A 26,528-nucleotide genomic window follows, 5' to 3' on the forward strand; every position below is an offset into this window, starting at 1 on the left:
TGCGTCGCGACACGGGCCCGCGCCTCCGGTCAGGAGGCGCGGGCCGGGCGGCAGGGTGCGATGCGTCCGATCAGCCGGCCGTGTCGTAGTCGACGTCGCGGGTCTCCCGGCTGAGCACGAGCGCGATCAGCGTCAGGACGGCCATCGACGACAGGTAGAGGCCCACGAGCCAGGTGCTGCCCCCTGCCGCCGTCCAGAGCGCCACGGCGATGAACGGAGCCACGGCGGCCCCGAGGATGCTCGCCACGTTGTAGCTGATGGCCGAGCCGGTGTAGCGCACGCTCGTGGGGAACAGCTCGGGCAGCACGGCCCCCATGGGTCCGAAGGTGAGTCCCATCAGGACGAAGCCGATGATCAGCAGCGCCTGCGCCCCGAGGGCCCCGGCCGCGAACAAGGGGGCGAAGGTGAAGCCGAACACGAGGATGCCCGCGGTGACGCAGATGAGCATCGCCCGCCGCCCGTACTTCTCGGCGAGCGGCCCCGAGACCAGGGTGAAGATGCCGAAGAACACCACGCCGAGGATCAGCATCCAGAGGAACTGCGTCCGGGGGATGCCCAGACCCGCCGGGTCACCCGCGGCGTCGGCCGTCCCGAACGTCAGCGTGAACGTCGTCATCAGGTAGAAGAGCGTGTAGGTGGCCAGCATGATGAACGTGCCGAGCAGCAGGGGGCGCCAACTCGACCGGAACACGCGGGCGAGCGGCAGGGAGGCCACGTTGCCCGAGTCGACGACCTTCTGGAACGCGGGGGTCTCGATCAGCTTGAACCGGACGTACAGGCCGATGATCACCAGCACCGCGCTCGCCAGGAACGGCAGACGCCAGCCCCAGGCCATGAACTGCTCCTCGGTGAGGGTCGTGTTGAGCAGCACGAAGAGCAGGTTGGCGATGATGAAGCCGATGGGCGCACCCAGCTGGGGGAAGGTGCCGTAGATTGCGCGGCGGTTCGCGGGGGCGTTCTCGGTCGCGAGCAGTGCGGCACCGCTCCATTCGCCGCCGAGGCCGAGACCCTGGCAGAAGCGCAACACGACGAGACAGGCCGGCCCGGCGACCGCCCAGCCGGGCGTGGTGCCGGTCGGGATGCAGCCGATCAGCACCGTCGCGATGCCCATCGTGAGCAGCGAGGCCACGAGGGTGCCCTTGCGGCCGATGCGGTCCCCGAAGTGTCCGAAGACGATCGAGCCGACCGGCCGGGCGATGAACGCGACGCCGAAGACGGCGAAGGAGGCGAGCCGCGCGACGGCGGGATCGTCGTTGGCGAAGAAGATCGTCGGGAACACGAGCACCGCGGCGGTCGCGTACACGTAGAAGTCGTAGAACTCGATCGAGGTGCCGATGAGGCTCGCGACGATGACGCGTGAACGCTTGTTGGTGGCGGGGGCGGACGACGTCGACGAGTCGACGGTGGGGGCAGACACGGGGGCACTCCGAAGCAGGGGTCGAGGGCCCGGCGGACGTCGACGACCGGGCGCGAGATGCGGCGCCACGGGCGGACGGAGGCGCGGTGCAGGGATCTGCGAATCGCTCGGCCGGGAGAGACGGTGGCCGCTCGTGACGGCCGTCCCCGATGGTACTCCCGGAGGGGCCCCGGCTCGACCGTCCGTCGTCGATTCGTGACGGAGCGGGACCTCGGCCCGGGGGATTCAGTCGTCGGAGCCGAGGCGGCCGGGCAGCTCGTGACCCATGCGGTCCCGTTTCGTGTCGAGGTATCCCTCGTTGAATGCGCCGACGCCGACGACGAGGGGCACCAGTTCGGTGACCTCGATGCCGTGCTGGCCGAGCTGACGTCGTTTCTCGGGGTTGTTGCTGAGCAGACGGACGCGGGTGAGGCCGAGTTCGCGCAGCACGTCGGCGGCTGCGCCGTAGTCGCGGGCGTCGGCAGGAAGCCCGAGGGCGAGGTTGGCGTCCAGGGTGTCGAGGCCGTCTTCTTGCAGGCGGTAGGCCCTCAGCTTGTTGACCAGGCCGATGCCGCGCCCTTCGTGACCGCGGAGGTAGACCACGATCCCGCCGTGGTCACGGATGGTGTCGAGTGCGGCGTCGAGCTGGGGACCGCATTCGCACTTGAGCGAGCCGAACGCCTCGCCGGTCAGGCATTCGGAGTGCACGCGCACGAGTGCACCGTCCGCCGGGGGGAGACCCGTGGGGTCGCTCGCGATGATGGCCACATGGTCGGCCCCGGTGAGGGTGTCGCGGTAGGCCCGCATGCGGAACGTGCCGTGGCTCGTGGGCACCGTGGTCTCGACCTCGAACGACACCTGCGACGATGCGGCGGGGGTGGTGGTCATGCGTGCCTCCTGGGGGTGTCGCGGGCGACGACCACGAGGTCGTCACCGAGGGGGTGCGCATCGGTGACGCGCAGTCGTCGTTGTCGGTCGATGTGGTCGACGCCGAGGTCGTCGAGGGCGGTCCGGGGACCGCCGAGCAGCGTGGGGGCGAGGTACACGACGTAGTCGTCCACGAGCCCGAGCCGGACGAACGCACTCGCGACCGTCGGCCCGCCCTCGACGAACACGCTGCGGATGCCGCGGTCTCCGAGGTCGTCGAGCACGGCCTCGAGGTCGCGGGTACCCGTCTCGACGACCTCGCGGGGGTGTCGGCACAAGGCGGCGTCGGCGGGCACCGAGCGCGTGCCGACGACGACGGGCACCGGCTGGTCGGGCAGTAGCTCGCCGCCGTCGCCCCGAGCGGTCAGACTGGGGTCGTCGGCCAGTACGGTGCCCGTTCCGACGAGGATCGCGTCGTGAGCGGCCCGTTGCTCGTGAACGTGCTGCCGGGCGGCCGTGCCGGTGATCCACCGACTGCTGCCGTCGGACGCGGCGGTGCGGCCGTCGAGGCTCGAGGCCCACTTGAGCGTGACGAAGGGGCGACCCGTCCGGGCCGTCACCAACCAGCGGCGGGCCATCTCGGAGGCCTCCTCGGCGAGGACGCCGGCGACCACCTCGACGCCGGCCCGACGGAGTCGTTCCGCCCCGCCGCCGGAGGACGCGCCGGGGTCGTCGACCGCGTGGACGACCCTCGCGACGCCCGCCTCGATCAGTGCCACGCTGCACGGCCCGGTCCGGCCCACGTGATCACAGGGTTCGAGCGTGACGACGGCCGTCAGCCCGCGGGCCTCTCCGGGGACGACCTGTGAGAGGGCATCGACCTCGGCGTGCGGGGTGCCCGCACCCCGGTGCCATCCCTCGGCCGCCGTGCTGCCGTCGGGTCGCAGGAGGACGCAACCGACCTGCGGGTTGACCCCGCGGGCCGGCCCCCGTCGCGCGAGCGAGATCGCTCGACTCATGGCGCGCTCGAGGTGGTCGTGGTCGATCGCGTCGATGCTCACGGTGCCTCCGGGAGGGAACGGTCGCGCGCCGGGGCGTGAACGGTGGGGGACGGACGGACGACGCCGTCGACGGCATCGGTGAGGGAGTCAACGCCGTCGGCGACGGGGTATTCCGTCGGCCCGCCGGGGTGCGTCGCCCGGTGACCCAGGTCGGGCCAGCCCGGTCGTGCCACCCGTGCGTCCCCCGGTCGCAGGCGTGCCTTCCAACAGAGGGGATGGCCGCCGTCCCGATCGGGGTGCAGCCCGGGGCCGACACCCTGGTAGGTGAAGCCCGTGCGACGGGCGACCGCGGCCGAGGCGTCGTTGCCGACGTATCCCTCCCAGAAGAGCTCGCGCAGTCCACCGGAGCCGAAGGCCCAATCGGCCACGAGGCCGAGGGCCTCGGTCATCAGCCCGTGACCGCGCGAGTCCGGTGCCGTCCAGAAACCCACGTCGGACGATCGGAGCCGCACGCTGATGATGCCCTCGAGTAGACCCGACCCCGGGCGCCGGAGCCCCCAGGTGAACTCACGCCCGGTCGCCCAGCCGTCGTCGACAATGCGACGGAGGAAGAACTCGGCATCCGACCGGTCGTAGGGCACGGGGACCGTGGTGAACCGCTGCAGCGTCTCGTCGCGGCAGGCGTCCACGATGGCCGGCACGTCGGCCGCGCTCGGCACCAGCAACTCGAGGGTCGGCGACGCGAGCACGAACGGCAGCACGATCAGGCCTTGCGGACGAAGCCGATGCGGTCGTACACGGTGTCGATGGTGGCCTGGGCGATCTCGTTCGCCCGGTCGGCGTTGACCGCGAGGATGCGGTCGAGCTCGGCCGGGTCGGCGAGCAGTTCGAGTGCCCGTGTACGGACGGGGGCGAAGGTCTCGACGACGACCTCGGCCACGTCTTTCTTGAGGTCGCCGTAGCCGCGACCCGCGTACCGCTCTTCGAGGTCGGCGACACTGTCGCCCGAGAACGACGACAGGATGGTGAGCAGGTTCGAGACACCCGCCTTGGCCCCTCGGTCGAAGCGGATCTCGCGCTCGGCGTCGGTGACCGCCGACTTGATCTTCTTGGCCGTGCGGCTCGGCTCGTCGAGCATCCAGACGACACCCGCGTCGGTGGCCGCCGACTTGCTCATCTTCGACTCGGGCGACTGCAGGTCGTAGACGCGTGCCGACTCTTTCTGGATCGTCGCCTCGGGCACGACGAACGTCTCGCCAAAGCGCGAATTGAACCGGGTGGCGAGGTCGCGGGTGAGCTCGACGTGCTGGCGCTGGTCGTCACCCACGGGGACCGTCTCGGCCTGGTAGAGCAGGATGTCGGCGGCCATCAGCGTCGGATAGGCGAACAGGCCGAGCGAGGCCGCGTCGGACCCCTGCTTGGCCGCCTTGTCCTTGAACTGCGTCATGCGGCTGGCCTCACCGAATCCGGTCAGGGTGTTGAGCACCCAAGCCAGCTGCGTGTGCGCCGGCACGTGCGACTGGATGAACAGGGTCGACTGCGTGGGGTCGATGCCCGCGGCGATGTACTGCGCGGCGGTACCGCGAATCTGGGCGCGCAACGCCGCGGGGTCCTGCGGGACGGTGATGGCGTGCAGGTCGACGACGCAGAAGAGGGCGTCGTGCGTCGTCTGCAGCGACTTCCACTGCTGGAGGGCGCCGATGTAGTTGCCGACGTGGAGGGAGTCGGCGGACGGCTGCATGCCGGAGAAGAGACGGGGTTTGGTCATGAGGTCCTCGGTCGGGGTGGTGCGAGAAGAGTGACGGGTGGGGCGCGGGGTCAGAGCCGGTAGTCGACCACGACGGGGGCGTGGTCCGACCACCGCTGGTCGTAGGCGGACGCCCGGTCGACGACGTAGTGCTCGACCGTGTCGGCGAGGGCCGGGGTGGCCAGCTGGTAGTCGATGCGCCAGCCGGCGTCGTTGTCGAACGCCTGACCGCGGTAGGACCACCACGAGTAGGGCCCGTCGACCTCGCCCGCGAATCGTCGACCCACGTCGACCCACCCGAGACCCTCGCCGCCCGAGCCGTCGACGGTCTCGACCTGCTCACCCGCCGGGCCGAGGAAGCGGTCGAAGTACGAGCGTTCCCGGGGCAGGAAGCCGGCGCTCTTGACGTTGCCCTTCCAGTTCTTGATGTCGAGCTCGCGGTGACCCACGTTGAGATCGCCCGTGACCACCGAGAGTTCGTTGTGGGCGGCGAGTTCGGGCAGCCGCGCCGACATGGCGTCGAGGAACTTCCATTTCTCGTCCTGCTTGGGGGTGTCGACCTCGCCCGAATGGACGTACGTGCTGACCACGGTGACGACGGTGCCGTCGATCTCGTAGTCCGCCTCGAGCCAACGGCCGGCGCTGTCGAAGTCGTCGGGCCCGAGCTCGACGCGGTGCACGTGTGCCTTGCCCCGACTGGCGATGGCGACCCCGGCCCGGCCCTTGGCGGACGCCGGGTCGTGGAGGACGTTCCACTCGGGGCCGAGCAGGCCCTCGAGGTCGTCGGTCGAGGCGCGCACCTCTTGCAGCGTGAGGACGTCGACGTCACGAGCCGAGAGCCACTCGCCCATGCCCTTGCGGAAGGCGGCACGGACGCCGTTGACGTTGACGGTGGCGAGACGGAGGCGCGTGGACATGGGCTCCAGACTAGCGGCGGGCACCGTCACGGGTGCCTTCCGGGGGGCCCGTGGGCGGGGCGTCGGGCGGGCTGCCCCGGCGGGCGACGCGCAGCGACCGCGAGAGCAGGCCGCGCGCGCCGACGACGAGACGTCCGCGGCGTGACCGGACCCGCGCCTCCTCGGCTCGCCGTTCGTCCTCGAGGCGCTGCAGGCGGGCCGCCTCCTGGTGCGGGTCGGCGAGGACGCCCAGGTCATCCATGCCGACGGCGATCCAGCCGGCGCTCAGCAGCAGCACCTGGCAGAGCAGGTTGATCACGATCAGCAGTCCGACGATCGCCGCGAACGAGGCGACCAGGGGGTTCGAGCCCGTGGCGCGCAGCACGACGCCGCCGACCACCGTCAACGAGACGAACCCGGCCGCACCGATCATCGCCCCCGACAGCAGCCGCCGGAAGGGGATGTGCAGACCCGCCAGCACGCGGAACAACACGGCGAGCACCGCCGTCTCGAACACGAACACGAGGACGATGCCGACCACGCGCAACGTCGTCTCGCCGATGAGGGACCGGGTCGAGACGCCGACGCCGGACAACAGACCCGACACCGCCGTGGTGCTGACCAACGACAGCGTCGCCGAGACGACGACCGCGGCGCCGAAGGCCAGTGCCAGGCCGAGGTCACGCACGATCAGCCGGCCGAGGGGCGTCACGGGCTGCGGTGCCCGGAAGACGATCCGCACGCAGTCGCGCATGCTGCCGAGCAGGGTGACGGCCGACACGAGCAGGCCGAGCAGGGCGACGGCTCCGGTCCACCCGAAGACCGACGCGTCGAGCAGCAGCTCGGGGTCGACGACGCCCGTGCCGTCGGCGTCCTGGATCAGCCCGGGAACGGCCGAGCGGATGAACACGATCAGTTCGTCCCGGAGCAGCTCGTCACCCGAGACCACGAAGCCTGCGACCGAGAAACCCACCCACAGGGCCGCGAACAGCGCGAACAGTGCCTGGTAGGTCAGTCCCGCGGCGAGCAACGGGCCCTTCGCGACGACGTGCCGTGCCAGCACCCGGGTGGGGCGAGAACCCACGACGCGCGACCCGGCCCGGCGGGCCCGTCCGGACGGGCCACTGACCGAGGAGGCGCCGATCGCCTCGACCGGGTCGGGCGTCGGTTCTCGAGTCCACGGCGCGTGCATTCGTCCAGGGTAGAGGCGGCCCGGGCAGGCGGTCCGGGCCTCCGGGTCCGAGCCGGAGATCGGAGCTGACCGGACCCCCGAGCGTTCCGTCTACGATGGACCGACCGTGGGCGTGCCCGGCGTTCCGCCGTACGTCCCCACCATCGAGACTCGAAGAGGTTCACCGTGGCACTACAGGGCGTTGGCGTCGGACGTGGAGTGGCCGTCGGCCCCGTGAAGAAGATGCCCGATCCGCTGCCCGAGCCGGGCACCGACCCCCGCACGGCCGACGCGGCCGTCGAATATGACGCCGTGCTCACCGCCCTGACCGCCGTCGCCACCGACCTCACGGCGCGGGGCGAGAAGGCCGGCGGCGAGGCGAAGGACGTGCTCGACGCCCAGTCCCTGATGGCGCAGGACCCCACTCTCACGGACGACGTCAAGGCCCGCATCGACGACGGTCGCACCGGCGAACGCGCCGTCCACGAGGCCTTCGCGGCGTTCCAGGACTTGTTGGTCGGCATGGGCGGTTACATGGCCGAGCGCGCCACCGACCTCGGTGACGTGGCGCAGCGCGTCATCGCCTCGCTGCGCGGGGTCCCCGCCCCGGGCGTGCCCGAGAGCGACACCCCGTTCGTCCTCGTCGCGCCCGACCTCGCCCCGGCCGACACCGCCCTGCTCGACCTCGACAAGGTGCTCGCGCTCGTCACCCGCGACGGCGGGCCCACCTCGCACACGGCCATCCTCGCCCGGTCGAAGTCGATCCCCGCCATCGTCGGAGTGACCGGTGCACTCGACCTGGCCGACGGGACCGTCGTCGTGGCCGACGCCGCGAGCGGGGTCGTCACGGTGGACCCGTCCCCCGACGAGGTCGCCGAGGCCGAGAAGCGCATCGCCGACCGTGCGGCCGCGGCCGCAGCCCCGCTGACCGACGGGGCACTGGCCGACGGCCACGCCGTCCCGCTGCTCGCCAACCTCGGTGCGCCCGGCGAGGCCGCGGGCGCGGTCGAACTCGGTGCCGAGGGCGTGGGCCTGTTCCGCACCGAGTTCCTGTTCCTGGGCAATTCGTCGGCGCCCACCGTCGAGAGCCAGACGGCGAGTTACACCGCGCTGCTCGAGGCCTTCCCGGGCAAGAAGGTCGTGGTCCGCGCCCTCGATGCGGGCGCCGACAAGCCGCTCAGCTTCCTGAACGACGCTCACGAGGAGAACCCGGCGCTCGGTCTTCGCGGCCTCCGTGCGTTGCGGGTCAAAGAAGACATCCTGCGCGACCAGTTGACCGCGCTCGCGGCGGCACAGGCCGCGACGACCGCCGACCTCTGGGTCATGGCACCCATGGTCAGCGACGCGGAAGAGACCGAGTACTTCGTCACCCTGGGCCGTGAACTCGGTCTCAAGACCGTCGGAGTGATGGCCGAGGTCCCGTCGCTCGCCGTCCTGGCCGACCAGATCTTCGCCCGTGCCGACTTCGTCAGCGTGGGCACCAACGACTTGACGCAGTACACGATGGCCGCCGACCGCATGCTCGGTTCCGTCGCCGCCTACCAGGACCCGTGGCACCCGGCCGTGCTGCGCCTGGTCAAGTCACTCGGCGACGCCGGGGCGACGGCGGGCAAGCCGGTGGGCATCTGCGGCGAGGCCGCGGCCGACCCGCTCCTCGCCGTCGTGCTCGTCGGTCTCGGGGCCACCACGCTCTCGATGACGCCGGCCGCGCTGGCCGACGTCCGACTCGAGCTCTCCCGGTACACCCTCGACCAGGCCCGTCGACTCGCGGCCGCCGCGATCGCCGCGACCACCGCCGCCGGCGCACGAGAGGCAGCCGAGGCCGTCAGCGTCTGAGCCCGGCGCAGAATTCGCCGGACCCGGTCGAGCTCAGTTCGCGGCCATCTCCGCACGACGATGGTCCAGGTGGTCGGCGAGCTCGCCCCAGGCGACGACCACGTCGCGGAGCGCGCCGGCCGTGGCCTCGTCGAGCACCGAGACGAGGCCGCGGGGGTCGTCAACGAGGACGAGCGCGCTCGAACGTGACAGCACCGCGTACGACGACGATCGGTCGCCGACGGGGGCGTTCGTGCCCCGCAGTTCGAGGTGCAGGCGGCCCGACGACCGGGTCAAGCGGGCCCGCACGGGGTCGCCGTCCGATGCGAAGAACTCGGCCAGCGCCTCCCGGTCGTCCGACAGGACGTCACGCTCCCACCCGTTCTCGGCCAGTCGTGAATCGGCACCGGCCACCGATTGCCAGAGGACGACCGATCTCTCGGTCGGCGAGGCTCCAGGGCGCAGGCCGAAGCGCGCCTCGAGGTTGTCGGCGACGGCGGCGGCCACCGCTGCGCGGTCGACCGACGACGGCGGATCGAGCCTGTCCACGACGACGGAGACGACGGCGTCCAGCTCGCGCGGCCAGATCGACACCCGGGTCTCGTCCAGCAGGCGGTCGTGTTCACCCGAGAGCAAGGCCTTCTCGGCGAGCTCGTCGAGGCGGGCCAGGGCCCGTCCGAGCTCGCGGTCGGCCGTGGGTCGCAGGGACGGTCTGGTCCGCAGCGCTCTCGCGAAGGCGCGACGGCGTTCTCGCTGGTCGACGGGCTGCTCGCCGTTGCGGTACGGACGTCGCCTCACGAGATCTCTCGCAGGGCGGACCGGCGGGGCCGTCGGTCGAGACGTCGGACGTCGTGCATGGCGTGCCTCTCGAGGGTCTGTGGCGATGACGGGCACCCAGCCTAGGCCGCCCGAGCCGTCCCGGGCCGTGCTCATCCGAGTCCGCCGTGCATCCGGTCACCGCCGTCCGGCACGGAGCAGTATCGAGTAGTGGGCACCCCAATCCGACACCCGTTGGTCGACGCGATCACGTCGCGCGCCATCCGGGTCGACAGCAGGGCCCGTGTCGTCCGACTCAGTCGTCCGCTCGCGGACCTCCTCGGCCGACCCACGACGAGTCGACGTGTCGTGCTGGTGACCAGCGAGCGGTCGCGCCTCACGGTCGGACTCCGAGCCGCGCTGGTCGCCGCCGGGGGAGTCTGGGCCGTCCACGACGACCAGGACCGCCTGCGCGACGGCCTCACGGGCGTGCCCTACGAGGACGTGGACGCCGCCGCCACCGTGGCGGAGGCCGAGCCCGCCGCGGGGCTGGTCGCCGAGCGGCTGCTGGTCATCGCCGACGCGGTCGACACGACGTGCCAGCTCAGTGTCGACCTGACGATGCTGCACCGGGCCTCACACGACACGAGCCTGGGAGGCGCGGTCGAGATCCTGGGAGCAGCCGCCTCGGGCACCGTGCCCACCCGGTGGGGCACCACCGAGCCCCTCGGGCACGTCTGGGACCGGTGGGTCCTGACCCAGCACGCCCGCCATCAGGCACCCGAGACCGTGCGGGTCGTCGTCGAGGGCCCGCACCTGTCGGCGACGATCACCGCGCGGGTCACCGAGCACGGCATCGAAGAGACCACGGCCCTGACGGTCGACGTGACCGAGGGCTCGCTCGACGACGCGATCGCCCGGTTGACCGACGCCCTCGGCCGCATCGCCGAGTCGTCGCTGCCGACCTTCGCCCTGGTCATCGCCCGCGAGGGCGAGTCCGACCGGTGCGTCCGGGCGGTGACGTACCCGCCGCCGAACCCGGTCGCCCTGCTGATCGGGGCACCGTCCGTCCGGCGGCTCGGCCTCGAGCGCTCGGCACTGGACGCCGAACGGCCGGTCGTCGTGGTGGGCCGACCGCGTCTGCCCGCCTACGTCGTCCCCCTGGGCGACGCAGCCACCTCGGGGTGGAACGCCCTGCACCGTACCCTCGAGGCCGTCGGCCCCGAGCGGCTCGCCCAACTCGTCGCCAGCCCCCTGCTTCAGGCGTGGGAGGAAGACCTGCACGAACTCGACCTGTTGCACGAGAGCACGACGGAGGCCGAGCGTCCGGTCGAGGACGAGTCCTGATGCCCCGCGACATCACCATCCTGAGCCCGCACGTCTACGACCAGCTCGATCTCGTGACTGCCGCTCACGCGGTCGACAGTTCGTTCGGCGTGCGCGAGATCGACGGTGGAGACGCCCTGCAGGTGTTCGCGGCGGGGGGCGTGCCCCTCCTCACGATCTATCAGGCGGCCGAGCTGACCCAGGTGGACGAGCTCGACCGTCTCCTGCCCGACCCGCCCTCGGTGCGCCTCCCGGTGTTCTGGATCGACGCCGTCGCCCCGATGGGCGACGAAGGAGAGACCGGAGTCTCGGTCGCCCTCCGGCTCGCCCTCGGCCTCGAGGCCGCGTGCATCGTCGAGGACGACTGACGCCGCAGCGTCCTCAGGCCACGGATGAGGGCCCGACCACCTCGGTGGTCGGGCCCTCCTCCGTATGGTCGGTCGGGTGTCAGGCCCGGCCGCGCAGGACCGCCTGCTTGACCTCGGCGATCGCCTGGGTGACCTGGATGCCCCGCGGGCACGCTTCGGTGCAGTTGAAGGTGGTGCGGCATCGCCACACGCCCTCTTTGTCGTTGAGGATGTCGAGGCGCACCTGGGCGCCCTCGTCGCGGGAGTCGAAGATGAAGCGGTGCGCGTTCACGATCGCTGCCGGGCCGAAGTACTGGCCGTCGGTCCAGAACACCGGGCAGCTCGACGTGCAGGCGGCGCAGAGGATGCACTTGGTCGTGTCGTCGAACCGCTCGCGCTGGGTGGCGCTCTGCAGGCGCTCCTTCTCGGGCTTCGACGAGGCCATCAAGAACGGCTGGATCTCGCGGTACGACTGGAAGAAGGGCTCCATGTCGACGACGAGGTCCTTCTCGAGGGGAAGACCCTTGATGGCCTCCACGTAGATCGGCTGCGAGATGTCGAGGTCTTTGATGAGGGTCTTGCAGGCCAGCCGGTTGCGACCGTTGATGCGCATCGCGTCCGAACCGCAGACGCCGTGGGCGCAGGACCTGCGGAAGGTCAGCGAACCGTCTTGTTCCCACTTGATCTGGTGCAGGGCGTCCAGCACGCGGTCGGTGGGCAGCACCTGCACGTCGAAGTCCTGCCAGCGGGGCTCGTCGTCGACCTCGGGGTCGTACCGACGGATGATGAGCGTGGCCGTGAACGTGGGGACGGCGTCGGAGCCCTGGGGCTTGTTCTCGAGGACAGCGGTGCTCATGTCAGTACTTCCGTTCCATCGGCTGGTAGTTCGTGATCACGACGGGCTTGGTGTCGAGGCGGATGTGGTCGCCGGCCAGCGACGAGTGCGCGTCGCCGGTGAGGTAGGCCATCGTGTGGACGAGCCAGTTCGCGTCGTCGCGCGTGGGGTAGTCCTCGCGGAAGTGTCCGCCGCGGCTCTCCTGTCGCGAACGCGCCGAGTAGACGACGACCTCGGCGAGGTCGAGCAGGAAGCCCAGTTCGATGGCCTCGAGCAGGTCGGTGTTGAAGCGCTTGCCCTTGTCCTGCACCGAGATGTTCTTGAACCGCTCTCGCAGGTCGGCGATCACGTGGGTGACCTCGTCGAGCGTCTCTTCGGTTCGGAACACCTGGGCGTTGCGGTCCATGCTGTCCTGCAGCTCTTTGCGCAGCGTCGCGATGCGCTCGGTGCCCGTCGCGTTGCGGACGTCCTCGACGAGACCGCGGACGAAGGCGGCGGGGTCGTGGGGGAGCGGCACGAACGGGGCGTCCTTGACGAACTCGACCGCGTTGTTGCCGGCCCGCTTGCCGAACACGTTGATGTCGAGCAGCGAGTTCGTCCCCAGGCGGTTCGAGCCGTGCACGCTGACGCAAGCGCACTCGCCGGCGGCGTAGAGGCCGGGAACGACCGTCGTGTTGTCGCGCAGCACCTCGGCCTTGACGTTGGTCGGGATGCCACCCATGGCGTAGTGGGCCGTCGGCAGGACCGGCACCGGCTCGGTGTAGGGCTCGACACCGAGGTAGGTGCGGGCGAACTCGGTGATGTCCGGGAGCTTCGCGTCGATCACGGCCGGATCGAGGTGGGTGATGTCGAGGTAGACGTAGTCCTTGTGCGGACCCGCCCCTCGGCCCTCTCGGATCTCGGTCGCCATGCAGCGCGCCACGATGTCACGTGGTGCCAGGTCTTTGATGGTGGGGGCGTAGCGCTCCATGAAGCGCTCGCCCTCGCTGTTGCGGAGGATCGCGCCCTCGCCGCGGGCGGCTTCGCTCAACAGGATGCCGAGACCGGCCAGGCCGGTCGGGTGGAACTGGAAGAACTCCATGTCTTCGAGCGGCAGGCCCTTGCGCCAGATGATGCCCACGCCGTCACCCGTGAGCGTGTGCGCGTTCGAGGTCGTCTTGTAGATCTTGCCGAAGCCACCCGTGGCGAAGATCACGGCCTTGCCCTGGAAGACGTGCAGGTCACCCGTCGACAGCTCGTAGGCGATGACCCCGGCGGGGCGCTCCTCGCCGTCGATCTCTCCCATGATGAGGTCGAGGACGTAGAACTCGTTGAAGAAGTTGATGCCGTGCTTGACGCAGTTCTGGTACAGGGTCTGCAGGATCATGTGGCCGGTGCGGTCGGCGGCGTAGCAGGCCCGACGCACGGGGTTCTTGCCGTGTTCGGCCGTGTGTCCGCCGAAGCGTCGCTGGTCGATCTTGCCCTCGGGGGTGCGGTTGAAGGGCAGGCCCATGTTCTCGAGGTCGAGGACGGCGTCGATGGCCTCTTTGGCGAGGATCTCGGCGGCGTCCTGATCGACGAGGTAGTCCCCGCCCTTGACGGTGTCGAAGGTGTGCCACTCCCAGTTGTCGTCCTCGACGTTGGCGAGGGCGGCGGCCATGCCGCCCTGGGCCGCGCCGGTGTGCGAGCGCGTCGGGTAGAGCTTCGAGATGACCGCGGTGCTGGCGTTGGGGCCCGCCTCGATGGCTGCTCTCATGCCCGCACCCCCGGCCCCGACGATGACGATGTCGTGCTGGTGGTAGTGGACGCCGTCGACGACGGTGCTGGTGGGTTCGGGGGAGGGTGTGGTCACGGTTCTTTCCGGTGATGGACGTGCGGCCGGGGGCCGGAGTGGACGGTGGGCCGGGTGCTCAGCCGGCGCTGCAGAACGACGGCAGCAGGTCGGCCGGGGCGTTCGCGGGGCAGGGGTCGAACGTGTAGATCACGAGCGTGCCGAGGACGAGCAGCACGACCGTCGACACGAGCAGCGTGACGAGTAGCACCTTGCGCACCATGGGCTTCGACACGTAGTCGTTGACGATCGTGCGCATGCCGTTCGTGCCGTGGATCAGCGCGAGCCAGAGCAGCAGGGTGTCGTAGACCTGCCAGAACGGGCTGGCCCACTTGCCGGCCACGAAGGCGAAGTCGATGGCCTTGACGCCACCCTCGCTCGCGAGCAGGTTGATGAAGAGGTGGCCGAACACGAGCACGACGAGCAGCAGGCCGCTGGCGCGCATGTAGATCCAGCCCCACTTCTCGTAGTTGGTGGTGCGCTGGGCCGCACGGGCCGAGCGCGGGGCTTCGACGGTCTGGGTGGTCATGGCTCTACTCCGAGAAGACGTTCATCAGGTGGCGCGGCGCGAAACCGGCGAACAGGACCGCGGCGACGCCGATGACGATCCAGAACATGAGGCGCTGGTACTTGGTGCCCGGGCCCCAGAAGTCGATCAGGATGATGCGCAGGCCGTTCAGGGCGTGGAACAGGATCGCCGCGACCAGACCGGTCTCGCCGAGCCCCATGATCGGGTTCTTGTACGTGCCGATCACGGCGTTGTAGGCCTCGGGGCTGATCCGCACGAGGGCGGTGTCGAGGATGTGCACCAGCAGGAAGAAGTAGATGCTCACGCCGGTGATGCGGTGCAGCACCCATGACCACATGCCCTCACGGCCCCGGTAGAGGGTGCCGGCGATCTTCCCGGGCGCCTTAGGCGCGCTGATCTTCGGTGCACCCGGTCTGCCTGACGGTGATGCGACCGTTCCCGTCGACTGCTCGGCCATGAGCACTTCTCCTCGCGGATGGGGCGGACGACGCTCTCGCTCGGTCGGTACGAGGGACAGCCGTGTCCGCTGGTGATGTTCTCAGAACCCCTCCATCCTATGTTCCCGCCGAGAGGGGCCGCCGCCCCACCCCGCCGAACTCGTTCGACGTCGAGACAAGACGGACCGGTCCGGTCGCGCCGGGGTCAGCGCACGGAGGCGCGCTCGGCCCGGTCGCGCACGCTCGCCATCGCGCGTCGGTAGTGCTCGACGAGTTCGTCGCCGAGGGTCTCCCACGTCCGAGAGACGACCACGCGCCTCCCGGCCTCGCCGAACCGGGCACGCAACTCGTCCGAGTCGACCAGGGTGCGCACGCTCCGGCGGAGCGAGTGGTCGTGGCGGGGGTCGAAGAGGAACCCGTCGACCCCGTGCCGCACCAGGTCGAGGGGGCCACCGGCGGCCGGCGCGACGACCGGCAGTCCGCTCGCGTGGGCCTCCTGCACGGTCTGGCCGAAGGTCTCGGTCGAGCCCGTGTGCACGAAGACGTCGAGGGCCGCGTAGGCGTCGGCGAGGTGCTCGCCGTGGAGGGGCCCGGTGAAGACCGGGTCGAGGTGGCGCAGTCGCCGGCGCAGGGCGGGCAGGGACGGGCCCCCGCCGACGACCACGAGGCGTGTCTGCCGCAGCGGTCGCAGGGCCGCGAGCCGTTCGACCTGCTTCTCGGGAGCCAAGCGGCCCACGTATCCGACCAGCACGTGGTCGGGGGAGCCCCAGGACTCGCGCAGGGCACGCACCGCGTCGCCCGACTTGCGGTTCGGGTGGAACAGGGCCGAGTCGACCCCTCGCCCCCAGGTCGCGAGTCGCCGGACGCCGGCCGTCTCGAGGTCCCTCGAGGAGGCGCGCGAAGGGACCAGCGTCGTCGTGGCCTGGTCGTGGATGCGACGCACGAGTCGCCAGGCCACGGCCGAGCCGAGGCCGAGTCCGTTCGTCCCCGCGTATCGGGCGACGTCCGTCTGGAACACGGCGACCGAGGGAACCCCCAGGCGTGCCGCGGCGGCGATCGCCTGGGCGCCGAGCAGGAACGGCGAGGCGACGTGCACCACGTCGGGACGGAACGCGGCGATGGCCGCGGCGACCTGGGGGTTCGGCAGACCGACCGGAAACTGGCGGTAGGCCACCGACGGCACCCGGTGGACGGGGAAACCGGCGTAGCTCGTCGTGCCCCGGCCGGCCGGGGCGATCACGAGGGCCTCGTGCCCCCGTCGGGCCAGATGGTCGAGCACGCGCAGCACGCTCGTCGTGACCCCGTTCACGGTGGGAAGGAAGCTCTCGGTCACGATCACGACTCGCATCGGTCCTCCTCGGACTGCTCGTGCTGCGAGCCTCACCGGCGACGGTGGCGAGAGGGGATCGGAGGCATGGAGGAAGGGCGTCGATAAGGTGAACGCATGACGATCCAGGAAAGCCTCGACCGCTTCTACAGCATCATCCCGGCGGGCGGCATCGGGTCCCGTCTCTGGCCCCTCAGTCGCGCCGACGCGCCGAAGTTCTTGCACGACCTCACTGGCAGCGGGTCGACGTTGTTGCGGGGCACGTGGGATCGCCTGGCCCCGCTCAACGGTGACCAGCGCATCATGGTCGTCACCGGGCGGGCTCACCGCGCAGCGGTCGAGTCGCAACTCCCCGGCCTCGCCGACCACAACGTGGTCCTCGAGAGCGAGCCGAAGGACAGCACGGCGGCCATCGGTCTGGCCGCCGCCGTGCTGCGCCGGCGCGAACCCGACGTGATCATCGGCTCCTTCGCCGCCGACCACGTCATCGCCGACACCCGGGGCTTCGGTCGCGCGGTCCGCGAGGCCATCGTCGCCGCCGACGAGGGCTACATCGCCACCATCGGCATCACGCCCACCGAGCCGGCGATCGGCTTCGGCTACATCCACGTGGGGGCGCCGCTCGACATCGAGGGGGCTCCGAGCGCCCGTACGGTCGAGGCCTTCGTCGAGAAGCCCGACCTCGAGACGGCCGAACGCTACGTCTCCGGCGGCGACTACCTCTGGAACGGCGGCATGTTCATCTCGCGTGCCGATCGGCTGCTCGAGCAGCTGGGTGAGACGCGCCCCGAGCTGCTCGAGGGCATCGAAGAGCTCGCCGCGGCGTGGGACACCCCGAGGCGCGGCGCCGTCGTCGACAAGGTCTGGCCGGGTCTCGAGAAGATCGCCATCGACTACACCGTCGCCGAGCCCGCGGCGGCGGCGGGCCGTCTGGCCGTCGTTCCCGGCGACTTCGACTGGGACGACGTCGGCGACTTCGCGTCGATCGCCAAACTGCACTCCGGTGGCCGCAAGAGCGATCTGGCGATCCTCGGCGAGAACGCCCGCGTGCTGGCCGACAGTTCGAGCGGCATCGTCGTCGGCAACAGCGGCCGGCTGATCTCGCTGATCGGCGTCAGCGACATCATCGTGGTCGACACCCCCGACGCCCTTCTCGTCACGACCACGGCCAACGCGCAGCGCGTCAAGAGCGTCGTCGACGCCCTCAAGCTCAGCGGTCGCAGCGACGTCCTCTGACCCGCTCGGGGGCCGCGAAGGTTTCACGTTCGTTACGTCGTGGTCGCGACTGTGTAACGCCTCGGCATCACTACCACCCGACGGTCGGCGGCGCTCGTCACAGTAGGTAACCTGGCAGCCATACCCACCCGGCGCGCCTCGTGCCGGGCTGCACCCTGGAGGACAACTTGACTACAACTGCGCGCAAGGCCGTGCTCAGCGGCCTCGCCCTGGCGAGCACCGCCGTCATCCTGGCCGGCTGTGCCTCGGCCCCCGACAGCGGCTCTGGCTCGACCAGCGGCGCCTCGAGCGACTTCGTCCCTTGCATGGTCTCCGATGCCGGTGGATTCGACGACAAGTCGTTCAACCAGCTCGGCTACGAAGGCCTCAACGAAGCCGCCGAGGCCATCGGCGCGACACCCAAGACGGTCGAGTCGGCCGACGAGACGGTCTACGACGCCAACCTGTCGAACCTCGCCGACCAGGGCTGCAACCTGATCGTCACGGTCGGCTTCGCCCTCGCCGACGCGACCAAGTCGGCGGCCGAGGCGAACTCGGGCATCAACTACGCCACCATCGACGACGCGTCGATCACGGCCGACAACGTCCAGCCGATCACCTTCAACACCTCCGAGGCGGCCTTCCTGGCGGGTTACGCGGCAGCCAGCTACTCGAAGACCGGCGTCGTCGGCACCTTCGGCGGCATGCAGTTCCCGACCGTCACGATCTTCATGGACGGCTTCGTCGACGGCGTGAAGTACTTCAACGAGCAGAAGAGCGAAGACGTGAAGGTCGTCGGCTGGGACGTCGACTCGCAGACCGGCAGCTTCACGGGCGGCTTCGAGGCCGGCACCACGGCCAAGCAGAACGCCCAGACCCTGATCGACCAGGACGCCGACGTCATCCTGCCGGTCGGTGGGCCCATCTACCAGAGCGCCGCCGAGGCCATCCGCGACTCCGGCAAGGACGTCGTCCTGGTCGGTGCCGACAGCGACACCTACGAGACCGACAGCGCCAACAGCGACCTGTTCCTCACCTCGGTGCTCAAGGGCATCAAGCAGGCGACCGACGCGGTCGTGACCCAGGCCAGCGAGGACAAGTTCTCGAGCACTCCCTACGTGGGCACGCTCGAGAACGACGGCGTCGGCATCGCCCCGTTCCACGACTACGCCGACAAGGTCGACTCCGGTCTGCAGGACGAGCTCGACACGATCAAGGCCGGCATCATCGACGGCTCGATCGAGGTCGAGTCGCCGTCGGCGCTCACCAGCTGACGAAAGCACCTCCCGTCATCGATTAGCATCGACTGACCCAGGGCCGGGAGCGACGGTCACCCCGTCGCTCCCGGCCCTCTCAACGCCCGTGGGCGGACCGCCGACCCGGTGCCGTCCGACCACACCCGAATGCCTAGACCCGAGGTAGCCACCTGAGATGAAGCTCGAACTGCGGGGCATCACCAAGCGATTCGGCGCATTGACCGCCAACGACCACATCAGCCTGACCGTCGAGCCCGGCGAGATCCACTGCCTGCTCGGCGAGAACGGCGCCGGCAAGTCCACGCTGATGAACGTCCTCTACGGCCTGTACCAGGCCGACGAGGGCGAGATCCTGCTGGACGACGCCGTCCAGCACTTCTCGGGCCCGGGTGACGCCATGGGCGCCGGCATCGGGATGGTCCACCAGCACTTCATGCTCGTCCCGGTCTTCACCGTCGCCGAGAACGTCATGCTCGGCCACGAAGAGACCAAGTCGGGCGGCCGACTCGATCTCGCCGCGGCCCGCGCGAAGGTGCGCGAGATCAGCAGCCGCTTCGGGTTCGACATCGATCCCGACGCCCTGGTCGAAGAGCTGCCCGTCGGCGTCCAGCAGCGGGTCGAGATCATCAAGGCCCTGTCCCGTGACGCCAAGGTCCTCGTGTTCGACGAGCCCACCGCCGTGCTGACGCCGCAAGAGACCGACGAGCTCATGGTGATCATGCGTCAGCTGCGCGACGCCGGCACCGCCATCGTCTTCATCACCCACAAGCTGCGCGAGGTGCGCGAGGTCGCCACCCGCATCACCGTCATCCGCCTGGGCAAGGTCGTCGGCGAGGCCGAGCCGAGCGCCTCGAACGCCGAGCTCGCCTCTCTCATGGTCGGGCGTGCCGTCGAGCTCACCGTCCAGAAATCCCCGGCCGAGGCCGGAGAGGCCGCCCTCGTGGTGGAGAACCTCAGGGTCGTCGACCCGATCGGCCAGGTCGTCGTGGACGACGTCTCGTTCGAGGTCCGCCGAGGCGAGATCCTGGCCATCGCGGGCGTCCAGGGCAACGGTCAGACCGAGCTGACCGAGGCGATCCTCGGCCTGCAGCCACGTGTCGAGGGCCGGGTCTCGCTCGACGGGCGCGACATCACGGGTCGCAGCGTGCGCCAGGTGCTCGACGCCGGTGTCGGCTTCGTCCCCGAGGACCGCAACCAGGACGGCCTCGTCGGCGAGTTCACCGTCGCCGAGAACCTCATGCTCGACCGCTCGCAGTCGGGCCCTTTCGTGAAGCGCGGCTCCCTGAAGCTCGCCGAGCTCGCGGCGTTCGCCGTGGCCAAGGTGAAGGAGTTCGACATCCGCACGCAGGGCATCGCCACGCCCGCCGGTCGTCTCTCGGGCGGCAACCAGCAGAAGGTCGTGCTGGCTCGCGAGCTCAGCCGCGACCTGCGGCTCTTCGTGGCAGCTCAGCCCACCCGGGGCATCGACGTCGGCTCGATCGAGTTCGTGCACAAGCGCATCGTGGAGACCCGCGATCAGGGCGTACCCGTCATCGTCGTGTCGACCGAACTCGACGAGGTCGCCGCCCTGGCCGACCGCATCGCCGTGATGTACCGCGGCACCATCGTCGGCATCGTGCCGGCGGACACCCCTCGCGACGTGCTGGGGCTCATGATGGCCGGCGAGATGCCGCAGGGAACGGAGCAGGCAGCGTGAGCGACGCCACCACCACCACCACGCAGGGCCCGGGCACACCACCCGCGCCGTCGTCACCGGAGACCGCCGAGGGACGCGGCTCGCGCCTCCTGAGAGAGATCACGACCGGCAACGCAGCCATCTCGGTGCTCGCCGTCGTGCTGGCCCTCGTGGTCTCGGGTCTTCTGATCGGGTTCACCGACACCTCGGTGCAGGGCACCCTCGGTTACTTCTTCTCGCGTCCGGCCGACTTCTTCCAGGCGTTCTGGGCCGCGGTCGGCGGGTCGTACTCGTCGCTCTTCCAGGGGGCGATCTACAACTTCCGGGTCGACGGCTTCGCAGCGGGCATCCGTCCTCTGACCGAGACGCTGAACTACGCCGTGCCGCTCATCGCGGCAGGCCTCGGCGTGGCGGTGGCGTTCCGCGTGGGCCTGTTCAACATCGGTGCCCGCGGGCAGATGCTGATGGCCTCGGCCGCGGCCGGCTGGGTCGGGTTCTCCTTCCACCTTCCGCTCGCCGTGCACCTGCCCCTGGCCCTCGCCGCCGGAATCGCCGCCGGAGCGCTCTGGGGCGGCATCGTGGGTCTGCTCAAGGCCCGCACCGGCGCCCACGAGGTGATCCTCACGATCATGCTCAACTACATCGCCTTCTACCTGCTCGCCTTCATGCTGCGCACACAGGGGCTGCTCCAGGCCCCGGGCAGTGCGAACCCGAAATCGCCCGCGACGCTCGACACGGCGATCCTGCCCGACCTCTTCGGTGCCCGGTACAACCTCAACTGGGGCTTCGTGCTGGTCATCGTCATCACGGCGGTGGTCTGGTGGCTGATCAACCGGTCGACGCTCGGCTTCCGGTTCCGGGCCGTCGGCGAGAACCCGCACGCGGCCCGCACGGCCGGCATGAACGTCAAGAACATCTACCTCTACGCGATGCTCATCTCGGGTGCCCTCGCGGGCGTGGCCGGGTCGACCCAGGTGCTCGGCACGCTGACCAGCGGCTTCACCTCGGGTATCGACGCGGGTATCGGCTTCGACGCGATCACGGTCGCGCTGCTCGGTCGCTCGCGGCCGTGGGGCGTCTTCGGCGCCGGTGTCCTGTTCGGGGCACTCAAGGCGGGCGGGTACTCGATGCAGGCCGCCAACGGTGTGCCGATCGACATCGTGCTCGTCGTGCAGTCCCTCATCGTGCTGTTCGTGGCCGCGCCCCCGCTGGTCCGAGCGATCTTCCGTCTGCCGGCCCCGGGCCTCCGCCCGGTGCGCAAGGCCCCGATCAAGGAGGCGGTGGTCACCAAGTGAGCACGCTCACCCCCGACACCGCGGCGCCCGCCGCCCCGTCGCCCGACCTGGGCCGGGCCACGACCCGCAGTCTCAAGGCCCCCGTGGCCTTCGCGATCTTCACCGTCGTCGCCGCCGTGTTGTTCCTCGGCCTGGCACGTGACGGCGAGAGCACGTTCCGACTGTCGACCGCGACGGACTTCTTCGCCCTGCCCGACGCCGTCCTGCCGGCGGCAGGCACCGGCATCGTGCTCACGGTGCTGTTGGCCGTCATCACCGTGGTCGCGGTGCTCCGCGCCGTGCGCTTCCAGAAGGTGCCGATCTGGTTGGTCGCCGTGTTCGGCGTCCTGTTCCTGCTCGGCTTCCTCACCTGGGCGAGCGCCGGTGAGACCATCCCGGTGCCCGGTCTGCTGCTCGGTGCCCTCGCGCTCAGCACCCCCCTCATCTTCGGCGCCCTCGGTGGCGTCATCAGCGAGCGGGTCGGCGTGGTCAACGTCGCGATCGAGGGGCAGCTGCTCGCCGGTGCCTTCGTCTCCGCCATGGTCGCCTCGGCGACCGGATCGGCCTACGTCGGCCTCGTCGGCGCGATGATCGCGGGGGTCCTCGTGTCGATGGTGCTCGCGGTCTTCAGCATCCGGTACATCGTCGACCAGGTCATCGTCGGAGTCGTGCTCAACGTGCTCGTCACGGGCCTCACCAGCTTCCTGTACTCGCAGGTGCTGTCGAAGTCCGAGTCGCTCAACCGCGGCGTGCGCTTCCCGCAGCTCGACGTCCCGGTGCTCAGCCAGATACCGATCGTCGGGCCCGTCTTCTTCCGCCAGACGATCATCGTCTACCTGATGTACATCGCGATCGCGGTCGTCTTCTACGCGCTGTTCCGTACCCGATGGGGGCTGCGCCTCCGTTCGGTGGGCGAGCACCCGCAGGCCGCCGACACCGTGGGTATCAAGGTCAACGCCACGCGCTTCTGGAACGTCTCCCTCGCGGGTGCCATCGCGGGTCTCGGTGGGGCCTACTTCACGCTCGGCTCCCTCGGCAACTTCCAGAAAGAGATGACGGCGGGCGCGGGCTTTATCGCCCTGGCCGCGGTCATCTTCGGACGTTGGGACCCAATCCGCGCCACGCTCGCCGCGCTGCTGTTCGGCTTCGCGAGCAACCTGCAGAACGTGCTCGGGGCCATCGGTTCGCCGGTGCCCAGCGAGTTCATGCTCATGCTGCCGTACGTCGTGACGATCTTCGCGGTCGCCGGCCTGGTCGGGCAGTCCCGGGGTCCTGCGGCCTCGGGCAAGCCCTACATCAAGTCGTGACGGCCCGCAGCAGCGAGTCGGTCGTCGCCGAGACCGACTGGGACGCCCTGCGTGCGGCCGCCCGCGACGCCATGCGCAAGGCCTATGTCCCGTACTCGCGGTTCCCGGTCGGGGCGGCCGCCCTCACCGACGACGGGCGGATCGTCTCGGGGTGCAACGTCGAGAACGCTTCGTACGGCATCACCCTCTGCGCCGAGTGTTCACTCGTGTCCGACCTCGTCATGACGGGCGGCGGCCGACTGGTCGCCTTCGCCTGCGTGGACGGCAACGGCGGGGTGCTGATGCCCTGCGGTCGCTGTCGGCAGTTGCTCTACGAACACTCCGACGAGGCCATGGTGCTCGACACCGTCTCGGGCTTCAAGACCATCGACGAGGTGATCCCCGATGCGTTCGGGCCGCGCCAACTCGAGCAGTACCGGGCCTCGCAGAACTGACCCGCGCCTCCTCGTCCGTCCCGGTCGCGACGTCCGCGTCGCGCATCGTCGCACCACCCATCGCACCACCGCTAGGAGCCTCACCGTGACCCAGAACGCCGTCGAACCGTTCGACACCGTCGACCTCATCCGCGTCAAGCGGGGCGGCGACGCCCTCAGCACCGAACAGATCGATTGGTTGATCGACGCGTACACGCGCGGCTACGTCGCGGACGAGCAGATGTCGGCGTTGACCATGGCGATCTTCCTCAACGGCATGGAGCGTCGTGAGATCCGTGACATGACCATGGCCATGATCCGGTCGGGCGAGACGATGGACTTCGCCGGGCTCGGCAAGACGACCGTCGACAAGCACTCCACCGGTGGCGTCGGCGACAAGATCACCCTGCCGCTGGCGCCTCTGGTCGCGTCGTTCGGTGTCGCAGTGCCCCAGCTCTCGGGCCGGGGCCTCGGCCACACCGGGGGCACGCTCGACAAGCTCGAGTCGATCCCGGGCTGGCAGGCGTCGATCTCGAACCAGCGCATGCGCGAGATCATGGCCGACAGCGGCGCCGTGGTCTGCGCCGCCGGTTCGGGCCTGGCACCGGCCGACGGCAAGCTCTACGCCCTTCGCGACATCACGGGCACCGTCGAGGCCATCCCGTTGATCGCGTCGTCGATCATGAGCAAGAAGATCGCCGAGGGGACCGCGGCGTTGGTCCTCGACGTCAAATTTGGTTCGGGCGCGTTCATCCAGGACATCGAGCGGTCGCGTGAGCTGGCCCGCACCATGGTCGACCTCGGCACCGACGCCGGGGTGGCGACGACGGCTCTGCTCACCGACATGAACGTGCCGCTCGGTCTGACCATCGGCAACGCCCTCGAGGTGCGTGAGTCGGTCGAGACCCTCGCCGGAGGGGGCCCGGCCGACATCCGAGAGCTCACCGTGGCCCTCGCCCGCGAGATGCTGACCCTCGCGGGCCGACCCGACGCCGATGTCGAGGCCGCCCTCGACGACGGCCGCGCGATGGACGCCTGGAAGCGCATGATCCGCGCCCAGGGCGGCGATCCCGACGCCGCGCTGCCGACCGCCCGCGAGACGCACGTCGTCACCGCCGGCAGCACGGGCTACCTGACCGAGCAACACGCGCTTCCGTTCGGCATCGGTGCCTGGCGCCTCGGCGCCGGTCGCGCCCGCAAGCAGGACCCCGTGCAGGCTGCCGCCGGAATCGAGCTGCACGCGAAGCCTGGTGATCGGGTCGCCGAGGGGCAGCCCCTGTTCACGCTGCACACCGACGAGCCCGGCCGCTTCGAGCGTGCCCTCGAGGCCGTCGACGGCGCGTGGACGATCGGTGACGAGGCGCCGGCGGCGCGCACCATCGTCGCCGAGCGGATCGGCTGACCGGACCCGTTCGGCGCACGTACCGCCGGCGCCGCGCCTCCGTCCAGGAGGCGCGGTGCCGGTTCTCGTGACGAGCCCACCCGTCTCGTGGCGCGCGTCCAGAGTCGTCACCCCGACCGCTAGTAGATTGGGAGCATGAGCGCTCCCGACAAGGACTACCGGCTGCCGAACGGGGGACCGCGCCTCGCGGCCCTGCCCAAGGTGTCGCTGCACGACCACCTCGACGGGGGCCTGCGACCCGAGACCATCGTCGACCTCGCGGTCGAGGCCGGGATCGACCTCCCGGCCTCCGAACCCGAGGCGCTCCGCCGGTGGATCGTCGAGAGCGCCGACTCGGGCAACCTCGTGGACTACCTCGCGACCTTCGAGCTGACGGTAGCGGTCATGCAGACCGCCGACCAGCTGACCCGTGTCGCCCATGAGTTCGTCCTCGACCTGGCCGCCGACGGCGTCGTCCACGCCGAGGTCCGTTGGGCACCCGAGCAGCACCAGCGACAGGGGCTCACGCTCGACCAGGCGGTCGAGTCCGTGCAGGCCGGCTTCGCGTCGGCCGCTCGAGCACTCGCCGCCGACGGGTACGAAATCTCGGTCGGGCAGATCCTCAGCGCTCTGCGCCAGGGCGAGCGCTCGCTCGAGATCGCGCAGCTCGCCGTCCGGCACCGCGAGAACGGCGTGTTGGCCTTCGACATCGCCGGGCCCGAAGAGGGGTACCCGGCCGCCGATCACAAGGTCGCGTTCGACCTGTTGGCCCGCGAGTTCATGCCGGTCACGGTGCACGCGGGCGAGGCCGACGGGCTCGACAGCATCCGGGGGGCGTTGATCGACGGGCGAGCACTCCGCCTCGGGCACGGCGTGCGCATCGCCGAAGACATCCGCGTCGTCGCCAGCAAGGGCTCGACCTCCACGGTCGAGATCGGGCCGATCGCTTCGTGGGTGCGCGACCGCGAGATCCCCCTCGAGCTGTCGCCGCAGTCCAACCTGCAGACCGGCGCCGTCGCCGCCTGGGGCCCAGACCTCGACGACCACCCCTTCGACCTCCTGTACCAACTCGGGTACAGCGTGACGGTCAACACCGACAACCGCCTCATGAGCGACACGAGTCTCTGCAAAGAACTCGCCTTGCTCGGCCAGGCCTTCGACTACGACCTCGACGACCACGAGACGTTCCAGCTCAACGCCGCCGCGTCGTGCTTCCTGCCGCTCGAGGACCGCGAGGCGCTGGCCGACCGCATCACCGCCGGCTTCGAGGGGGTCTGAGCATGGCGCTTCCTCCGCTGCCCGACGAGGCGGTCGTCATCGGTGCCCGGGTCGCCGACTGGCGCGACGCCGTCCGGGTCGCGGGGCACGCGCTGGTCGACTCCGGCGCCGCCCGAGAGGGTTACGGCGACGAGATGGTGCGCATGATCGATGAGCACGGCCCCTACGTGGTCATCGCACCCGGCCTGGTGCTCGCCCACGCCCGCCCGGGCGACGACGTCGTCCGCGACGGTCTCGCGGTGGTGACTCTGGCCGAGCCGGTACCCTTCGGGCACCCGCACAACGATCCCGTCAGCGTCGTCCTGGGTCTCGCCATCGTCACGGTCGGCGGCCACCTCGAATCGATCGCCGACCTCGCCAACGTGTTCAACGAGGCCTCCGTCATCCCCGCCCTCGCGGCCGCCACCTCGGTCGACGAGGTTCGTCGGTTGATGGGCGTCCCCGCCTGATCCCCCACAGATCGAGACAA

Annotated in this window: 24 protein-coding genes and 1 pseudogene; 12 read left to right on the forward strand and 13 right to left on the reverse strand. The window is 70.2% G+C overall.

Annotated features, from left to right (window positions below; translation table 11 throughout):
* Positions 1–70 precede the first annotated feature (70 nt).
* The 7 genes and pseudogenes from HRF36_RS01945 to HRF36_RS01975 all read right to left on the reverse strand — a co-directional run bounded on the left by HRF36_RS01945 (position 71) and on the right by HRF36_RS01975 (position 7,099).
* Positions 71–1,417, reverse strand: coding sequence for an MFS transporter (locus HRF36_RS01945; protein ID WP_173205398.1), 1,347 nt, complete (start codon positions 1,415–1,417; stop codon positions 71–73).
* Between the two features lie 225 nt (positions 1,418–1,642).
* Positions 1,643–2,263, reverse strand: a pseudogene (ribA, locus tag HRF36_RS01950) (GTP cyclohydrolase II); the annotation flags it as partial.
* Positions 2,264–2,280: 17 nt separating this feature from the next.
* Positions 2,281–3,282: a bifunctional diaminohydroxyphosphoribosylaminopyrimidine deaminase/5-amino-6-(5-phosphoribosylamino)uracil reductase RibD gene (gene ribD, locus HRF36_RS01955; protein WP_173207815.1), complete on the reverse strand. Its 1,002-nt coding sequence runs from the start codon at positions 3,280–3,282 to the stop codon at positions 2,281–2,283.
* 38 nt (positions 3,283–3,320) lie between these two features.
* A complete protein-coding gene (locus HRF36_RS01960; RefSeq protein WP_173205404.1) occupies positions 3,321–4,025 on the reverse strand; it encodes a GNAT family N-acetyltransferase in 705 nt (234 codons plus the stop codon).
* 2 nt (positions 4,026–4,027) lie between these two features.
* Entirely contained in the window at positions 4,028–5,032 is a 1,005-nt protein-coding gene (trpS, locus tag HRF36_RS01965) for a tryptophan--tRNA ligase (protein WP_173205407.1), read from the reverse strand.
* A 50-nt stretch (positions 5,033–5,082) separates the two neighbouring features.
* Complete coding sequence (locus HRF36_RS01970; RefSeq protein WP_173205410.1) at positions 5,083–5,928, reverse strand: exodeoxyribonuclease III; 846 nt, start codon at positions 5,926–5,928, stop codon at positions 5,083–5,085.
* A 10-nt stretch (positions 5,929–5,938) separates the two neighbouring features.
* Positions 5,939–7,099 carry a YihY/virulence factor BrkB family protein gene (locus HRF36_RS01975; RefSeq protein WP_173205413.1) on the reverse strand — a complete coding sequence of 387 codons (1,161 nt, stop codon included), beginning with the start codon at positions 7,097–7,099 and terminating at the stop codon, positions 5,939–5,941.
* Between the two features lie 165 nt (positions 7,100–7,264).
* Between HRF36_RS01975 and ptsP the strand changes: the two genes are divergently transcribed.
* Complete coding sequence (gene ptsP / locus HRF36_RS01980; protein ID WP_173205416.1) at positions 7,265–8,914, forward strand: phosphoenolpyruvate--protein phosphotransferase; 1,650 nt, start codon at positions 7,265–7,267, stop codon at positions 8,912–8,914.
* A gap of 33 nt (positions 8,915–8,947) precedes the next feature.
* On the opposite strand, the gene HRF36_RS01985 is transcribed toward ptsP, so the two are convergent.
* Positions 8,948–9,691 carry a hypothetical protein gene (locus HRF36_RS01985; protein ID WP_173205419.1) on the reverse strand — a complete coding sequence of 248 codons (744 nt, stop codon included), beginning with the start codon at positions 9,689–9,691 and terminating at the stop codon, positions 8,948–8,950.
* Between the two features lie 189 nt (positions 9,692–9,880).
* Here HRF36_RS01985 and HRF36_RS01990 point away from each other — a divergent pair, with 189 nt between their 5' ends.
* Positions 9,881–10,996 (forward strand): DUF6177 family protein, encoded by a 1,116-nt coding sequence (locus HRF36_RS01990; RefSeq protein ID WP_173205422.1) that lies wholly within the window; start codon positions 9,881–9,883, stop codon positions 10,994–10,996.
* A complete protein-coding gene (locus HRF36_RS01995) occupies positions 10,996–11,343 on the forward strand; it encodes a hypothetical protein (RefSeq protein WP_173205425.1) in 348 nt (115 codons plus the stop codon). Before HRF36_RS01990 ends, HRF36_RS01995 begins: the two co-directional genes overlap by 1 nt.
* A gap of 79 nt (positions 11,344–11,422) precedes the next feature.
* Here HRF36_RS01995 and HRF36_RS02000 read toward each other — a convergent pair whose 3' ends face one another.
* The 5 genes from HRF36_RS02000 to HRF36_RS02020 all read right to left on the reverse strand — a co-directional run bounded on the left by HRF36_RS02000 (position 11,423) and on the right by HRF36_RS02020 (position 16,281).
* On the reverse strand, positions 11,423–12,178 hold the full coding sequence (locus HRF36_RS02000; RefSeq protein WP_173205428.1) for a succinate dehydrogenase iron-sulfur subunit: 756 nt from the start codon (positions 12,176–12,178) through the stop codon (positions 11,423–11,425).
* A 1-nt stretch (position 12,179) separates the two neighbouring features.
* Positions 12,180–13,988, reverse strand: coding sequence for a succinate dehydrogenase flavoprotein subunit (gene sdhA / locus HRF36_RS02005; RefSeq protein ID WP_173205431.1), 1,809 nt, complete (start codon positions 13,986–13,988; stop codon positions 12,180–12,182).
* Between the two features lie 58 nt (positions 13,989–14,046).
* Positions 14,047–14,496: a succinate dehydrogenase, hydrophobic membrane anchor protein gene (gene sdhD, locus HRF36_RS02010; protein WP_173205434.1), complete on the reverse strand. Its 450-nt coding sequence runs from the start codon at positions 14,494–14,496 to the stop codon at positions 14,047–14,049.
* Between the two features lie 4 nt (positions 14,497–14,500).
* Entirely contained in the window at positions 14,501–14,953 is a 453-nt protein-coding gene (gene sdhC / locus HRF36_RS02015; protein ID WP_173205437.1) for a succinate dehydrogenase, cytochrome b556 subunit, read from the reverse strand.
* Positions 14,954–15,138: 185 nt separating this feature from the next.
* A complete protein-coding gene (locus HRF36_RS02020) occupies positions 15,139–16,281 on the reverse strand; it encodes a glycosyltransferase family 1 protein (protein ID WP_173205440.1) in 1,143 nt (380 codons plus the stop codon).
* A gap of 96 nt (positions 16,282–16,377) precedes the next feature.
* Between HRF36_RS02020 and HRF36_RS02025 the strand changes: the two genes are divergently transcribed.
* The 9 genes from HRF36_RS02025 to HRF36_RS02065 all read left to right on the forward strand — a co-directional run bounded on the left by HRF36_RS02025 (position 16,378) and on the right by HRF36_RS02065 (position 26,508).
* Positions 16,378–17,496: a mannose-1-phosphate guanylyltransferase gene (locus HRF36_RS02025; protein WP_173205443.1), complete on the forward strand. Its 1,119-nt coding sequence runs from the start codon at positions 16,378–16,380 to the stop codon at positions 17,494–17,496.
* A 167-nt stretch (positions 17,497–17,663) separates the two neighbouring features.
* A complete protein-coding gene (locus HRF36_RS02030; protein ID WP_173205445.1) occupies positions 17,664–18,749 on the forward strand; it encodes a BMP family protein in 1,086 nt (361 codons plus the stop codon).
* 157 nt (positions 18,750–18,906) lie between these two features.
* Positions 18,907–20,427, forward strand: a complete 1,521-nt coding sequence (locus tag HRF36_RS02035) for an ABC transporter ATP-binding protein (RefSeq protein ID WP_173205448.1) — start codon at positions 18,907–18,909, stop codon at positions 20,425–20,427.
* Positions 20,424–21,701 carry an ABC transporter permease gene (locus tag HRF36_RS02040; RefSeq protein ID WP_173205451.1) on the forward strand — a complete coding sequence of 426 codons (1,278 nt, stop codon included), beginning with the start codon at positions 20,424–20,426 and terminating at the stop codon, positions 21,699–21,701. The genes HRF36_RS02035 and HRF36_RS02040 overlap by 4 nt, the downstream gene beginning before the upstream one ends.
* On the forward strand, positions 21,698–22,987 hold the full coding sequence (locus HRF36_RS02045; protein ID WP_173205453.1) for an ABC transporter permease: 1,290 nt from the start codon (positions 21,698–21,700) through the stop codon (positions 22,985–22,987). The genes HRF36_RS02040 and HRF36_RS02045 overlap by 4 nt, the downstream gene beginning before the upstream one ends.
* Positions 22,984–23,421 (forward strand): cytidine deaminase, encoded by a 438-nt coding sequence (locus HRF36_RS02050; protein WP_173205456.1) that lies wholly within the window; start codon positions 22,984–22,986, stop codon positions 23,419–23,421. Before HRF36_RS02045 ends, HRF36_RS02050 begins: the two co-directional genes overlap by 4 nt.
* An 85-nt stretch (positions 23,422–23,506) precedes the next feature.
* Positions 23,507–24,802 (forward strand): thymidine phosphorylase, encoded by a 1,296-nt coding sequence (locus tag HRF36_RS02055; protein ID WP_371739965.1) that lies wholly within the window; start codon positions 23,507–23,509, stop codon positions 24,800–24,802.
* A 135-nt stretch (positions 24,803–24,937) separates the two neighbouring features.
* Positions 24,938–26,059 carry an adenosine deaminase gene (locus tag HRF36_RS02060; RefSeq protein ID WP_173205461.1) on the forward strand — a complete coding sequence of 374 codons (1,122 nt, stop codon included), beginning with the start codon at positions 24,938–24,940 and terminating at the stop codon, positions 26,057–26,059.
* Positions 26,060–26,061: 2 nt separating this feature from the next.
* Complete coding sequence (locus tag HRF36_RS02065) at positions 26,062–26,508, forward strand: PTS sugar transporter subunit IIA (protein ID WP_173205464.1); 447 nt, start codon at positions 26,062–26,064, stop codon at positions 26,506–26,508.
* The last annotated feature ends 20 nt before the right edge of the window (positions 26,509–26,528 follow it).

The organism is Frigoribacterium sp. VKM Ac-2836 (genome assembly GCF_013248995.1).
Classification (GTDB): domain Bacteria; phylum Actinomycetota; class Actinomycetes; order Actinomycetales; family Microbacteriaceae; genus Frigoribacterium.